At 70.5% G+C, this 14826-nt stretch carries 8 protein-coding genes; 1 reads left to right on the forward strand and 7 read right to left on the reverse strand.

The annotated features are described in order from the left end of the window. Positions 1–8: 8 nt before the first annotated feature. The 5 genes from glgB to M2163_RS33130 all read right to left on the reverse strand — a co-directional run bounded on the left by glgB (position 9) and on the right by M2163_RS33130 (position 9450). A complete protein-coding gene (gene glgB, locus M2163_RS33110) occupies positions 9–2717 on the reverse strand; it encodes a 1,4-alpha-glucan branching enzyme (RefSeq protein ID WP_280895785.1) in 2709 nt (902 codons plus the stop codon). Between the two features lie 40 nt (positions 2718–2757). Continuing rightward, positions 2758–4146 (reverse strand): maltokinase, encoded by a 1389-nt coding sequence (locus M2163_RS33115; protein ID WP_280895786.1) that lies wholly within the window; start codon positions 4144–4146, stop codon positions 2758–2760. A 96-nt stretch (positions 4147–4242) separates the two neighbouring features. Beyond that, positions 4243–5943 carry a maltose alpha-D-glucosyltransferase gene (treS, locus tag M2163_RS33120; protein WP_280895787.1) on the reverse strand — a complete coding sequence of 567 codons (1701 nt, stop codon included), beginning with the start codon at positions 5941–5943 and terminating at the stop codon, positions 4243–4245. After that, on the reverse strand, positions 5940–8030 hold the full coding sequence (locus tag M2163_RS33125) for an alpha-1,4-glucan--maltose-1-phosphate maltosyltransferase (protein ID WP_280895788.1): 2091 nt from the start codon (positions 8028–8030) through the stop codon (positions 5940–5942). Before M2163_RS33125 ends, treS begins: the two co-directional genes overlap by 4 nt. A gap of 217 nt (positions 8031–8247) precedes the next feature. Next, the gene (locus M2163_RS33130) at positions 8248–9450 is read right to left on the reverse strand and encodes a S8 family peptidase (protein WP_280895789.1); all 1203 of its coding nucleotides are present in this window, start codon (positions 9448–9450) and stop codon (positions 8248–8250) included. 331 nt (positions 9451–9781) lie between these two features. Between M2163_RS33130 and M2163_RS33135 the strand changes: the two genes are divergently transcribed. Next, positions 9782–12400 carry a glycosyltransferase family 1 protein gene (locus tag M2163_RS33135; RefSeq protein WP_280895790.1) on the forward strand — a complete coding sequence of 873 codons (2619 nt, stop codon included), beginning with the start codon at positions 9782–9784 and terminating at the stop codon, positions 12398–12400. A gap of 30 nt (positions 12401–12430) precedes the next feature. Here M2163_RS33135 and M2163_RS33140 read toward each other — a convergent pair whose 3' ends face one another. Both M2163_RS33140 and M2163_RS33145 read right to left on the reverse strand, forming a co-directional pair. Further along, the gene (locus tag M2163_RS33140) at positions 12431–12940 is read right to left on the reverse strand and encodes a DUF1990 domain-containing protein (protein ID WP_280849215.1); all 510 of its coding nucleotides are present in this window, start codon (positions 12938–12940) and stop codon (positions 12431–12433) included. 81 nt (positions 12941–13021) lie between these two features. Further along, positions 13022–14686: a M4 family metallopeptidase gene (locus tag M2163_RS33145; protein ID WP_280895791.1), complete on the reverse strand. Its 1665-nt coding sequence runs from the start codon at positions 14684–14686 to the stop codon at positions 13022–13024. Positions 14687–14826: the final 140 nt, after the last annotated feature.

Consider the following 14826-nt stretch of genomic DNA (forward strand, 5'->3'; position numbering starts at 1 on the left):
ACCGGGCCTCAGGCCGGCCGCAGCCACACCGTGGCCAGGGGTGGCAGGGTCAGCTGGATGCTGGCCGGGCGGCCGTGCCAGCCCTGGGGGTCCGGTTTGATCACGTCGGGGTTGGTGACGTCACCGCCGCCGTACCTGCCCGTGTCCGTGTTGAGGGTCTCCAGCCAGGCCGGGACGTCGTCCGGGGCGCCGAGGCGGTAGCCGGGGCGGACCACCGGGGAGAGGTTGGAGACCGCCAGGAGGGGAGAGCCGTCCGCGTCGTAGCGGAGGAAGGCGAAGACGTTGTCCTCGGAGGCGTCGCCCACGATCCACTGGAAGCCCGACGGGTCCGTGTCGCGCTGCCACAGGGCCGGGGTGTGGCGGTACACGACGTTCAGGTCGCGGACCAGGTCGCGGACGCCCCGGTGGTCGGCCTCGGCCCCGTAGCCCGGGTCGAGCAGCCACCAGTCGGGCCCGTGCGCCTCCGACCACTCCGCGCCCTGGGCGAACTCCTGCCCCATGAAGAGGAGTTGCTTGCCTGGGTGCGCCCACATGAAGGCCAGGTAGGCGCGGAGGTTGGCACGCTGCTGCCACCAGTCGCCCGGCATCTTCGACACCAGTGAGCGTTTGCCGTGGACGACCTCGTCGTGGGAGATCGGCAGGACGTAGTTCTCGCTGTACGCGTAGACCATCGAGAACGTCATCTCGTGGTGGTGGTACTTGCGGTGCACCGGCTCGTGGGACATGTAGTCCAGCGAGTCGTGCATCCAGCCCATGTTCCACTTCAGGCCGAAGCCGAGGCCGCCGAAGCCGCCAGGGCCCATGTGGTGCGTCGCGCGCGTCACGCCGTCCCAGGCCGTCGACTCCTCCGCGATCGTCACCACGCCCGGCACCCGCCGGTACACCGTCGCGTTCATCTCCTGGAGGAAGTCCACCGCGTCCAGGTTCTCCCGGCCGCCGTGCACGTTGGGCACCCACTGGCCCGGCTCGCGCGAGTAGTCGAGATAGAGCATGGAGGCGACCGCGTCGACCCGCAGGCCGTCGATGTGGAACTCCTCGCACCAGTAAATGGCGTTGGCGACCAGGAAGTTGCGGACCTCCCGGCGCCCGTAGTCGAACTCCAGCGTGCCCCAGTCGGGGTGCGCCGCACGCAGCGGGTCCTCGTGTTCGTACAGGGTGCGCCCGTCGAACTCGGCCAGCGCCCAGTCGTCACGCGGGAAGTGGGCCGGCACCCAGTCCATCAGTACGCCGATGCCGGCCTGGTGGAGGGCGTCGATCAGGTACTTGAAGTCGTCGGGGGTGCCGAGGCGTGCCGTGGGCGCGTAGAAGCCGGTGACCTGGTAGCCCCAGGAGCCGCCGAAGGGGTGCTCGGCGACCGGCATCAGCTCGACGTGGGTGAAGCCCAGGTCCTTGACGTAGGCGGGCAGCTGCTCGGCTAGCTGACGGTACGTCAGGCCCGGTCGCCAGGACGGGAGGTGGACCTCGTAGACGGAGAAGGGCGCTTCGTGGGCCGGTGCCCCGGCCGCCCGGTTCGCCAGCCACTCCGCGTCCTGCCACTCGTGGTGGGAGGCGTGGATGATCGAGGAGGTGTTCGGCGGGACCTCCGTGCGGCGGGCCAGCGGATCCGCGCGCAGCGTCTTGGAGCCGTCGGGGCGGGTGATCTCGAACTTGTAGAGCTCACCCTCGCCGACACCGGGCACGAACAGCTCCCACACCCCGGTGGAGCCGAGCGAGCGCATCGCGAACGCCGAGGGGTCCCAGAAGTTGAAGGTGCCGGCCACCCGCACACCGCGGGCGTTCGGTGCCCACACCGTGAACCGTGTTCCCGTCTCCCCCTGGTGCGTCATGGGCTGCGCGCCCAGCGCCGTCCACAACTGCTCGTGCCGGCCCTCACCGATCAGATGCAGGTCGAGATCGCCGAGTGCGGGCAGGAACGCGTACGCGTCCGCGGTGTCCTGGACCGTCTCCTCGTACGAGACCAGCAGCCGGTAGGAGGGGACCTCCTGCAACGGCAGCAGACCGGAGAAGAAGCCGTCGCCGTCGTCGTGCAGCTCGGCCCGCACGTCCCCGGCCACGACCGTGACGCCCAGGGCGTACGGGCGGAACACCCGGAAGGCCACCCCGCCGGGAACGGGGTGCGCGCCGAGCACGCCGTGCGGGTCGTGATGGGTGCCGGACAGCAGCCGCTCCCGGTCACCGGCGTCCAGGGCCGGCGAGACGGGTGCCTCCGGCGGTGGAGCGGGTACGGGGGCCGCGGGGGTGCTCCGGGCGGCGACCGGCTCGGCCACGGCCTTCTCGGCGGCCACCTTCTTCGTCGTGGCCTTCTTGGCAGCGGTCTTCTTCGCAGCGGTCTTCTTGGCGGTGGCCTTCTTCACGGCAGGCTTGTCGACGGCCGCCTCCCTGACCAGCGCCTTCTTGGCCACGGCCTTCTCGGCACCGGTCTTCTTCGCTGCGGCCTTCTTGGTCACGGCCTTCTCTCCGCCGCCCCTCTTGGCGACGGCCTTGACGGCGTCGGCGGCTTCGGCGCCGACCTTCTCGGCACCCGCTTTCACGGCACGGGCCGTCTCGGCCGCGGCGGCGCCGACAGCCGTCTTCTTCGCGGGCGCCTTCTTCGCGGGGGTCTTCCTGGCCACCGGCTCCGCCTTCTTCGCCGAGGCCTTCTTGGTCACTGCCTTCTCCGCGGCCTTCTTCGCGGTGTTCTTCGGGTCCGAACCGCTGGGGGTGGGGCGGGGGGTCACTGGCGGAGCCTCCTCGGCGAGGAACAGGTCAGGTCGGGGGTCAGATCAGGTCGGACGACGCGTACCGGGCCACCGCGGCCATCGGCACCTGCAGCCAGTCCGGGCGGTGCCGGGCCTCGTAGACGACCTCGTAGATCGCCTTGTCGGTCTCGTACGCCCGCAGCAGCACCGGATCGGTCCGCGGGTCCACGCCGCTGACCTCGGCGTATCCGGAGCAGTACGCGGCCCGGCACGCCTCGGCCCAGCCCGGTACCGGCAGGTCGGTCGAGTGGGCCGCGTAGTCGAAGGAGCGCAGCATCCCGGCCACGTCCCGGGCCGTGGGCTGCGGCAGCCGGCGTTCGGAGAGCGGCTTGGACGGCTCGCCCTCGAAGTCGATCAGCGACCAGTGCCCGGCGGCCGAGCGCAGGCACTGGCCGAGGTGCAGGTCGCCGTGAATGCGCTGGGCGGTCCAGGTGCTGCCCTCGGCGGCGAGATCTCCCAGTGCGGTGAACGCTGAGCGCAGGCCCGGCGCGTGCGGGCGGAGCGCGGGGACCGCCTGGACGGCCGCCTCCAGCCGCTCGATCATGCCGTCCACCAGCAGTTGCATGTGCTGGTGGCCCAGGGTCACGGTCGGCAGTGCCCGCGCCAGCGCGGTGTGCACCTCGGCGGTGGCCCGCCCGAGCGCGTGCGCCTCGGCACTGAAGTCCTCACCCTTGGCGAGTTCCCGCAGGGCCAGCTCCCAGCCGTCCGAGGCACCCTGCACGAAGGGCTGGAGCACTCCGAGGGTGTACGGCTCCCCGTCCAGCTCCGCCCGCAGCCACCCCGCCGGCGCGGGCACCCGGGGGCAGCCCTCGCGGGCCAGCGCCAGCGGCAGCTCAAGGTCGGGGTTGACGCCGGGCAGGACCCGGCGCAGGAGTTTCAGGATGAACGTATCTCCGTAGACGATCGACGAGTTGGACTGCTCGGCGGTCATCACCCGGGCCACCAGGCCCTCCCGGATCTCCTGGTCCGGGTCCCGCTCGAAACGAAGCCCGCCGATCCGGGTCCCGGAGCGGATGGCCTCCAGGAGCAGTTCGGCGGGCAGCGGGTCGTGGAGGGCGTCGTACGCGGTACGGCCGGTGAGCGGGCCCTCCTCGACATGGCCGATCAGCGCGGGCGCCAGCCGCGGCGGCAGCGCCTCGCGCACGCCTATGAGGAGCTGGTAGCAGTCGCCGGGGTGCGGCGCGGCGCCCACGGCGAGCGGCTGGTGGGCCCGGACCAGCAAGTGGTACAGGCCGAGCTTGGCGGTGGGCGGCAGCAGCTCGGTGGCCGCCACCAGCGAGAATCCGGTGACCGGCCGCCCCTTGCCCGCGAACCACCGCTGCCGCGGCAGCCACTCGCGCAGGAGTGGATCGAGGGAGGCGAGGAGGCCTGGACTTGTCGTGGCGGTACGGGTGACGGCTTCCGACATGGCGTGGCGTCCTTTCCCCGGGCTGGCTGGTCGGGGTGTTACTGATGCGTGCCCCGGGCGGGCCGGTGGAAACCGCCCCGCCCGGGTCCTCGTCGGCTACATGGCGTCCTTGCGGAGCCGGAACCAGTAGAAACCGTGCCCGGCGAGGGTCAGCAAGTACGGCAGCTCACCGATGGCCGGGAACCGCACCCCGCCGAACAGCTCCACCGGGTGCCGTCCCTTGAAGGCGTTCAGGTCCAGTTCCGTGGGCTGCGCGAACCGGGAGAAGTTGTGCACGCACAGCACCAGGTCGTCCTCGTACTCCCGCAGGAAGGCCAGCACCGCCGGGTTCGACGAGGGGAGCTCGGTGTAGGAGCCGAGGCCGAACGCCGGGTTCTGCTTGCGGATCTCGATCATGCGGCGGGTCCAGTGCAGCAGCGAGGAGGGCGACGCCATCGACGCCTCGACGTTGGTGACCTGGTAGCCGTGGACCGGGTCCATGATGGTCGGCAGATAGAGCCGCCCGGGGTCACAGGAGGAAAATCCCGCGTTACGGTCCGGTGTCCACTGCATCGGGGTGCGGACGGCGTCCCGGTCGCCGAGCCAGATGTTGTCGCCCATGCCGATCTCGTCGCCGTAGTAGAGGATCGGCGAGCCGGGGAGCGACAGGAGCAGGGCGGTGAACAGCTCGATCTGGTTGCGGTCGTTGTCGAGCAGCGGGGCCAGGCGCCGCCGGATGCCGATGTTGGCGCGCATCCGTGGGTCCTTGGCGTACTCGGCCCACATGTAGTCGCGTTCCTCGTCGGTGACCATTTCGAGGGTCAGCTCGTCGTGGTTGCGCAGGAAGATGCCCCACTGGCAGTTCTGCGGGATGGCCGGGGTCTTGGCGAGGATCTCCGAGACGGGGTAGCGGGACTCGCGGCGGACCGCCATGAAGATGCGGGGCATGACCGGGAAGTGGAAGGCCATGTGGCACTCGTCGCCGCCGGACTCGTAGTCGCCGAAGTAGTCGACGACGTCCTCCGGCCACTGGTTCGCCTCCGCCAGGATCACCGTGTCCGGGTAGGACGCGTCGATCTCCTTGCGGACCCGCTTGAGGAACTCGTGGGTCGCCGGAAGGTTTTCGCAGTTGGTGCCCTCCTGCTGGTACAGGTACGGCACCGCGTCGAGCCGGAAGCCGTCGATGCCCAGGTCCAGCCAGAACCGCAGGGCGGAGATCATCTCCTCCTGGACGGCCGGGTTCTCGTAGTTGAGGTCCGGCTGGTGCGAGAAGAAGCGGTGCCAGAAGTACTGCTTGCGGACCGGGTCGAAGGTCCAGTTCGACGCCTCGGTGTCGACGAAGATGATCCGCGCGTCCTGGAACTGCTTGTCGTCGTCGGCCCACACGTAGTAGTCGCCGTAGGGGCCGTCGGGGTCCTTGCGGGACTCCTGGAACCACGGGTGCTGGTCGCTGGTGTGGTTCATGACGAAGTCGATGATCACGCGCATGCCGCGCTGGTGGGCGGCGTCGACGAACTCCACGAAGTCGGCGAGGTCACCGAACTCCGGCAGCACGGCGGTGTAGTCCGAGACGTCGTACCCGCCGTCCCTGAGCGGTGACTTGAAGAACGGGGGCAGCCACAGGCAGTCGATGCCCAGCCACTGGAGGTAGTCGAGTTTGGCGGTCAGGCCCTTCAGGTCGCCGACGCCGTCGCCGTTGCTGTCCTGGAAGGAGCGGACGAGGACCTCGTAGAAGACGGCCCGCTTGAACCAGTCCGGGTCCCGGTCCTTGGCGGGGGTGTCCTCGAAGGTGTCGTGGACGGGCTCGTTGACGATCATGTTGTGGGTGACCCTCCGATCTGCGGGGTGGACGGTCGCAGGACAGTGAGGATGTGCGCGGGGCGAGTGCCCGGTTCGAGACGCACGTAGTTCGTCCTGCCCCAGTGATAGGTCTCACCGGTGAGCTCGTCGCGCACCGGCACCGACTCGTGCCATTCCAGGCCGAGTTGCGGCATGTCCAACGAGACCGTGGCCTCCTGGGTGTGGTGCGGATCCAGGTTCACGACCACCAGAACCGTGTTCGAGCCGCTCCGCTTCGAGTACGCGATCACCTCGTCCTTGTCCGCGTGGTGGAAGTGGAGGTCGCGCAGCTGCCGCAGGGCCGGGCTCTTGCGCCGGACGGTGTTGAGCTGGGTGATCAGCGGGGCGAGGGAGTCGGGGGTGTCCCAGTCGCGGGTCTTGAGCTGGTACTTCTCCGAGTCGAGGTACTCCTCGCTGCCCTCGCGCAGCGGGGTGTTCTCGGCGAGTTCGTAGCCGGAGTAGATGCCCCAGGTCGGCGAGAGGGTGGCGGCCAGCACCGCGCGCAGCGCGAACGCGGGCCGGCCGCCGTGCTGGAGGAAGGCGTGCAGGATGTCGGGGGTGTTGGCGAAGAAGTTCGGCCGCATGTAGGAGGCCGCCTCACCCGACAGCTCGCTCAGGTACTCGGTCAGCTCCTGCTTGGTGTTGCGCCAGGTGAAGTACGTGTACGACTGCTGGAAACCGATCTGCGCCAGGGTGTGCATCATCGCCGGCCGGGTGAACGCCTCCGCCAGGAAGATCACGTCCGGGTCGGTGGCGTTGATGTCGGCGATCACCCGCTCCCAGAACACCACCGGCTTGGTGTGCGGGTTGTCCACCCGGAAGATCCGCACCCCGTGACCCATCCAGTGCCGCAGCACCCGGCAGGTCTCCGCGATCAGCCCCTCCAGATCCGCGTCGAAGGCGATCGGGTAGATGTCCTGGTACTTCTTCGGCGGATTCTCCGCATAGGCGATGGTGCCGTCCGGGCGGTGGTGGAACCACTCCGGGTGCTTGTGCACCCAGGGATGGTCCGGCGAGCACTGCAGCGCGAAGTCCAGCGCGATCTCCAGACCCTGCCCGGCCGCCTGCTGCACGAACCAGTCGAAGTCCTCGATCGTGCCCAGATCCGGGTGGACGGCGTCGTGCCCGCCCTCCGGCGAGCCGATCGCCCAGGGCACCCCCACGTCCTGGGGCCCGGCGGACAGCGTGTTGTTGCGGCCCTTGCGGAACGTGGTCCCGATCGGGTGGATCGGCGGCAGGTAGACCACGTCGAAGCCCATCGCCGCGATCGCCGGCAGCCGGCGCGCCGCGGTACGGAACGTGCCGTGCGGCCGCTCGGGCGTGCCCTCCGAACGCGGGAAGAACTCGTACCACGAGCCGAACAACGCCCGCTCCCGCTCCACCAGCAGCGGCAACGACTCCGACGCCGTGATCAACTCCCGCAGCGGATAGCGCGCCAGGACCGCGTCCACCTCGGGCGTCAGCGCGGCGGCGAGGCGTGCGGCGGCCGGCCGGGTCTCGTCGCGGAGGGCACGGACGGCTGCCAGGAGCACGCCGTTGCGCCCGTCGTCGGGGACCCCGGCGGCGGCCCGTTCGTAGAGCCGGGCGCCTTCCTCCAGGACCAGCTCGGTGTCCATGCCGGCCGGGATCTTGATCTGGGCGTGGTGCCGCCAGGTGGTGACGGGGTCGCCCCACGCCTCGACGGTGAAGGTCCACAGGCCCGGTGGACCGGCGGTGACGGTGGCGCCCCAGCGGTCGGTGCCCGGGGCCAGTTCCTGCATGGGTGTCCAGGGTCCGGCGCGGCCTTCCGGATCCTTCAGTACGACATTGGCGGCCACCGCGTCATGACCCTCACGGAACACGGTGGCCGAGATCTCGAACGTCTCGCCGGTGACCGCCTTGGCGGGTCGGCGTCCGCGCTGGACGACCGGACGGACGTCGAGGACGGGTATGCGCCCGATGACCGGAGCCGGTCCCGTTGCTGTGGAGGGTCGCTCCTGAAACGGTGGTCCGGGGTCGGCAGGGCGCGTGGTGGATGCTTCGGTGCTGGACGTCAGGGGTGCTGACGAGTGGTGCGTGGCGGGCATGACCGCTCCTGTCCGCGTCAACTTCGGGTGGGCGGATGGGTGTGGGGAGGGGGTCCTGCGGGGGTGTTTCGGTGAACCTACCTGAGCCGTGTTCCGGAGGAGCCTTCCCACCCTATTCGGGTGGGCAATCCGGCACTTTGCTAACTACTCACGCGTATGTCTTTACACAAAACCGGCCCCGTTCTGGCCGAACGAGGCCGGTTTGCGGACGCTTCCCCTAGGAGCCGGGCACCTGGAGAAGTTTGTCCGGCGAACCGGCCCCCCGATCGGACACCTTCCCGGAAGCGGCCAGCTTCACCAGTGCTTTGCCGACCTGTGCCGGACTGGCCCTCGGATGGTCGGCCAGGTACAGCGCGGCCGCACCCGCGGCGTGCGGTGCCGCCATCGACGTGCCCGAATACGTCGCCCTGGCGCTGTCGCCGGTCCTGCCCGCCGAGGTGATCGAGACCCCTGGGGCGAACAGGTCGAGAGCCGAGCCGTAATTGGAGAAGCCGGCCCGCCTGTCGCTCGCGTCGGTCGCGCCGACCGTGATCGCCTGGGGTACGCCGGCGGGTGAGTAGAGCCCGGCCGGCAGTCCGTCGTTGCCCGCGGCGACCGTGTACGTCACCCCGGCCGCGACGGAGGCGCGCACCGCGGCGTCCAGCTGGGCGCTGTGCCGGCCGCCCAGGCTGAGATTGGCGACCGCGGGCTTGCGCGCATGCTTCGTCACCCAGTCGATACCGGCGATGACCTGGGCGGTCGTGCCGGCCCCGGCGTTGTCGAGGACGCGTACGGCGACCACCTCGGCCTTCTTGGCGACGCCGTACCCGGCTCCGGCGACGGTGGCCGCCACATGGGTGCCGTGGCCGTTGCCGTCGCCCGCCGACCGGTCGTTCCCGACGAAGTCCCAGCCGTAGGACGCCCGGCCCCCGAAGTCCCGGTGCGAGATCCGGATGCCGGTGTCGATCACGTACACCCTCGTCCCGGCGCCCGCGGACCGCGGCCAGCTGAAGGACCTGTCCAGCGCCGGCTCCGGCTGGTCGAGGCGGTCGAGGCCCCAGGACGGCGGGTTCTTCTGGGTGCCCTCCAGGGTCACCGTGGAGTCCTGCACGACCGAGGCGACCCGTGGGTCCGCCGCCAGCCGCCGGGCCTGTCTCTCGTCGGCCCGGACGGCGTAGCCGTTGAGCACCGAGCCGTAGGTATGGCTGATTTTCGCCCCGTACTTCTCGGCGAGGCCCTTTCCGGTCACCGACCGGGCCTGCGTTCCCCCCTCGAGTGTCACCAGGTAACTCCCGCTGACGGAACCGGGCTCTCCGGCGCCGAGTATCCGCCCCTCCGGTGCGGCGTGCGCGGGCAGGGTGATGGCTGAAAGCGCGGCAGCACAGCTCGCCGCGGTCAGACCCCCCACCCAGCGCAGACGCCGATCTCGCGTCCGTGCCATGGCGTGCGTTCCCCTCCTCAGCTCGGCGTACGGCAGCCGCGGGCCGCCGGATGCACCCGGCGCAGGCCGGTACGCCATGGGGCAGCCTCTCGTGCGGGGTGAAGCACCACAAGGACGCCTACGGGGGTGTAATCGGCCATATCGGCCATGGGAGACGTGAGGAGGTTGCGGCGATTTCCGGACTGTTCGATCCGGAGCGGTGTGCGGACGACACGGCCTTCTGCCTTGAACCGCGCCGTGGTGACGAGGCCCTCCGCACGGATACGGTCGAGGCTGACGACAGGACGCACACCGCCGTGCGTCCCACTCCGCACGCTCGCCGAGGTGGAATGTGAAGGCGATCCGTCGATTCACCGTCCGACCCCTACTCCCCGATGCCCTGCGGCCGCTGAGCGATCTGGCGCGCAATCTGCGCTGGTCCTGGCACGCGGAGACCCGTGATCTCTTCCAGTCCGTCGATCCCGAGCACTGGGCCGCCTCGGGCGGTGATCCCGTACGACTGCTCGGCAGCGTGCGCCCCGCCCGGCTCGCCGAACTCGCCGAGGACCGCCGCTTCCTGCGCCGGCTCACCGCCGTCGCCGACGACCTCCACGACTACGTCACCGGTGAGCGCTGGTACCAGGCCCACACCGGTGAGCTCCCCGCCGCCGTCGCCTACTTCTCGCCCGAGTTCGGCGTCACGGCCGCCCTGCCGCAGTACTCCGGCGGTCTGGGCATCCTGGCGGGCGACCATCTGAAGGCGGCCAGTGACCTGGGCGTACCGCTCATCGGAGTGGGTCTGCTGTACCGCCACGGCTACTTCCGCCAGTCCCTGTCCCGGGACGGCTGGCAGCAGGAGCACTATCCGGTCCTGGACCCCAACGAACTGCCGGTGGCCCTGCTGCGGGAGGCCGACGGCAGTCCGGCCCAGGTGTCCCTGGCCCTGCCCGGCGGCAAGCGGCTGCACGCCCGGATCTGGCTCGCCCAGGTCGGCCGGGTGCCCCTGCTGATGCTGGACTCCGACGTCGAGGAGAACGACGTCGGCGACCGCGGGGTGACCGACCGGTTGTACGGCGGCGGCAGCGAACACCGGCTCCTGCAGGAGATGCTCCTCGGCATAGGGGGAGTGCGGGCCGTACGGACGTACTGCCGGCTGACCGGCCACGCCGACCCCGAGGTCTTCCACACCAACGAGGGGCACGCCGGGTTCCTCGGTCTGGAGCGGATCGCCGAACTCTGCGACCAGGGGCTGGACTTCGACTCCGGCCTGGAGGCGGTCCGCGCGGGCACCGTGTTCACCACCCACACCCCCGTCCCGGCCGGCATCGACCGCTTCGACCGGGAACTGGTCGCCCGGCACTTCGGCCCCGACGCCGAGCTCCCGCGCATGGACGTGGGCCGCATCCTCGCCCTCGGCATGGAGACCTACCCGGGCGGTGAACCCAACCTCTTCAACATGGCCGTGATGGGTCTGCGCCTGGCCCAGCGCGCCAACGGGGTCTCCCTGCTGCACGGGCACGTCAGCCGGGAGATGTTCTCCGGACTCTGGCCGGGATTCGACCCCGAGGAGGTGCCGATCACCTCCGTGACCAACGGGGTGCACGCCCCGACCTGGGTCGCGCCCGAGGTGTTCCGGCTGGGCGCCCGGAAGATCGGCGCCCAGCGCACCGAGGACGCGCTCACCGTCGGCGGCTCGGACCGCTGGGACGCGGTGGGGGACATCCCCGACCAGGACATCTGGGATCTGCGCCGTTCCCTGCGCGAGCAGCTGGTGCTGGAGGTGCGGGACCGGCTGCGCGCCTCCTGGCGGCAACGCGGTGCCGGTACGGCGGAGTTGGGCTGGATCGACGGTGTGCTGGACCCCGACGTCCTCACCATCGGATTCGCCCGCCGCGTCCCGTCGTACAAGCGGCTCACCCTCATGCTCCGCGACCGCGACCGTCTGATGGACCTGCTGCTGCACCCCGAACGGCCGATCCAGATCGTGGTCGCGGGCAAGGCGCACCCGGCGGACGACGGCGGCAAGCGGCTGGTCCAGGAACTGGTCCGGTTCGCGGACGATCCGCGGGTGCGTCACCGGATCGTGTTCCTGCCCGACTACGGCATGGCGATGGCGCAGAAGCTGTACCCGGGCTGCGACATCTGGCTCAACAACCCGCTGCGCCCCCTGGAGGCGTGCGGTACCTCGGGGATGAAGGCGGCGCTGAACGGCTGCCTGAACCTCTCCGTCCTCGACGGCTGGTGGGACGAGTGGTTCCAGCCCGACTTCGGCTGGGCGATCCCGACGGCCGACGGTGTGGGCACCGACCCCGACCGCCGGGACGACATAGAGGCCGACGCCCTCTACGACCTCCTCGAACAGCGGGTGACCCCGCGTTTCTACGAACGCGGCCAGGGCGGCCTGCCCGACCGCTGGATCGAGATGGTCCGCCAGACGCTCACCCTGCTGGGCCCGAAGGTCCTGGCCGGCCGCATGGTCCGCGAGTACGTGGAACGTCTCTACGCGCCCGCGGCCCACGCCCACCGCACGATGGCCCCGGACGCGGCACGCGAACTGGCCGAGTGGAAGGCCAGGGTGCGGGCGGAGTGGCACGGTGTGACGGTCGACCACGTGGAGACCACGGCCGCGACGGCCACGGCCGAACTCGGCACCACGCTCGGGCTGCGGGTCCGCGTCGGCCTCGGCGCCCTCGGCCCCGACGACGTGGAGATCCAGGCGGTCTCCGGCCGCGTGGACGAGGCGGACCGCATCGCGGACGCGGCAACGGTCCCGCTGAAGCCGGTCGGCGGCCCGGACCCGGAGGGCCGCTGGGTCTACGAGGGCCCCCTGTCCCTGGACCGCACGGGCCCCTTCGGCTACACGGTCCGCATCCTGCCCGCACACCGCCTGCTGGCGTCGGGGGCGGAGCTGGGCGTGGTGGCGGTGCCCTCGGAGGACGTGGCGGAGGGGGCGGGGGTGCTGATGCGGTGAGCGGAGCGGGCGCGGGCCGGGCCGCAGCGCTCAGCCCGCGTCCTCTCCGCCGCACAGCCTGCGCAGGACGGCCCCGCACCGGCGGGCGTAGGCGTGCTGGAGCCCCCGGGTCGCCGGGCCGCCCGCTCGCGAGTACCACTTCGCGCCCTTGCTGAAGGCCGATACCGTCAGCCAGACCGTGCCGTCGCCCGTGCGGTCGACGACGAAGGACTCCTCGCCGCATTCGGGGTGGCCGGACAGCGTGCCGTAGGCCCAGCCCGCGCGGCGGTGCTCCTCCACGGTCCACACCACCCGGCAGGGGGCCTTGATGACGCCGGCCAGGGTGACCGTCACGTCCACGTCCGGGGCCGCGCGGTCGGCGGTGGTGTCTATGCCCACGCCGAGCGCGCGGTGCATCTGCCAGGTCAGGACCGCCTCGGAGGCCTTCCGGAAGACGTCGTGGCCCTCGCCTATGCGCGTGCGGACGTGCAGGGGGTGGAAGCCGGGCGGGCAGAATCCGCTCCGCCGGGTCGCACCGACGTCGTCGTACGTGAAGGACATGGGACCCAAGAGTAGGGCGGTACCCGGGAATGCCTTCGTCCCGGGTACCGCCCGTTCGAGCCCTCGTGCAGTCGCTCGTGACTAGCTCACGTTGACCGCGGACCAGGCCGCCGCCACCGCCTTGTACTCGGTGCTGGTGGAGCCGTACAGGGCCGACGCCGCCGAGAGCGTTCCGGTGCGGGCCGCCTTGTAGTTGGTCGTCGACGTGAAGTACGTCGTCAGCGCCTTGTACCAGATCTGCAGCGCCTTGGCGCGGCCGATGCCGGTGACCGTGGAGCCGTTGGACGTCGGCGAGTTGTAGGACACACCGTTGATCGTCTTGGCGCCGCTGCCCTCCGCGAGGAGGTAGAAGAAGTGGTTGGCGACACCGGACGAGTAGTGGACGTCCTTGCTGCCGACCGAGGAGGACCAGGAGTCCGCCGAGCCGCCGTCCTTGCTGGGCTTGTCCATGTAGCGCAGCGGGGTGCCGTCGCCGTTGATGTCGATCTCCTCGCCGATGAGGTAGTCACCGACGTCGTTGGAGTTGGCCGCGTAGAACTCGACACCCGTGCCGAAGATGTCCGAGGTCGCCTCGTTGAGGCCGCCCGACTCGCCGCTGTAGTTCAGACCGGCGGTGTTCGAGGTGACGCCGTGGCTCATCTCGTGGCCGGCCACGTCCAGCGAGGTCAGCGGGTGCGTGTTGGACTCGCCGTCGCCGTACGTCATGCAGAAGCAGCTGTCGTCCCAGAACGCGTTGACGTACGCGTTGCCGTAGTGGACCCGGGAGTAGGCCGCGACACCGTTGTTCTTGATGCCGCTGCGGCCGAAGGTGGACTTGTAGAAGTCCCAGGTCTCCGCCGCGCCGTAGGCCGCGTCGACGGCCGCCGTCTGGTCGGTGGTGGAGCTGGAGGCCGCGCCGGTGCCCCAGACGTTGTCGGCGTCCGTGAACAGGGTGCCCGCCGACGAGCTGGTGCCGTGCGCCTTGTTGTACGTCTTGTGGCCGCCGCGGGTGCCGTCGGTGAGCTGGTACGTCGAGCCCGACAGCGTGGTCTCCAGGCTGACCGTGCCCGAGTACAGGCTCTTGCCGGTGCCGGTCGCGTTCTCGATGCCCTGGTACTCGAAGAGCTTGTTGCCGGTGGCGGCGTCGGTGATGACGTGCAGCTGGTTCGGGGTGCCGTCGTCCTGGAAGCCGCCGACGATCGTCTCGTAGGCGAGGACGGGGGTGCCCGAGCCGGCCCAGACGACCTTGCGGGCACCGTCGGCGGCGGTCTTGTCCGAGCCCGCGGCCTTGGCGGCGCTCAGGGCCTGGGTCTCGGCCTTGGCGACGGTGATCTTCGGGGTCAGCGAGGCGACCTTGATGGTCTTGTTCGTCGCCTTGGAGACGCCCTCGGTCGCACCCGACTTCGACTCGTGTACGACCAGGTCGCCGCCGAGGACGGGCAGGCCGTCGTAGGTGCGCTCGTAGCGGGTGTGGACGGTGCCGTCGGCGTCCTTCACGACGTCCTTGACGACCAGCTTCTCCTTGGCGCCGAGGCCTATTTCCCGGGCGGTGTCGGGGGCGCCGGCCTGCTGCTGCTTGATGAGCGTGGTGCGCGCGGCCGCGGACAGCTGGAGCGGGGCGGCGGCGAGGGTGCTTCTGCCGGCCTCTGCCGGGGTCTGGGCGGAGGCTGCACCGGCGGTCAGACCGGTGGTGAGCAGGGCCCCGGCCGCGACGGCGGTGGCGATGGCCAGGGTGGTGCGCTTGTGACGCGCGTAGAGGGGGGTCACACAAGCTCCTTCGTGGGGGAGCCCGGAGGGCGTGGGGTTGCCTTCCGGGGTGGTTGTGAAGTTGTGCGGCGGTTGTGAGGAAGCGTGGCATCAAGGCGCGTACATGTCATGACCCTCAAGTGATGTTGGCTGAAAGTCGA

The organism is Streptomyces sp. SAI-135 (assembly GCF_029893805.1).
Classification (GTDB): domain Bacteria; phylum Actinomycetota; class Actinomycetes; order Streptomycetales; family Streptomycetaceae; genus Streptomyces.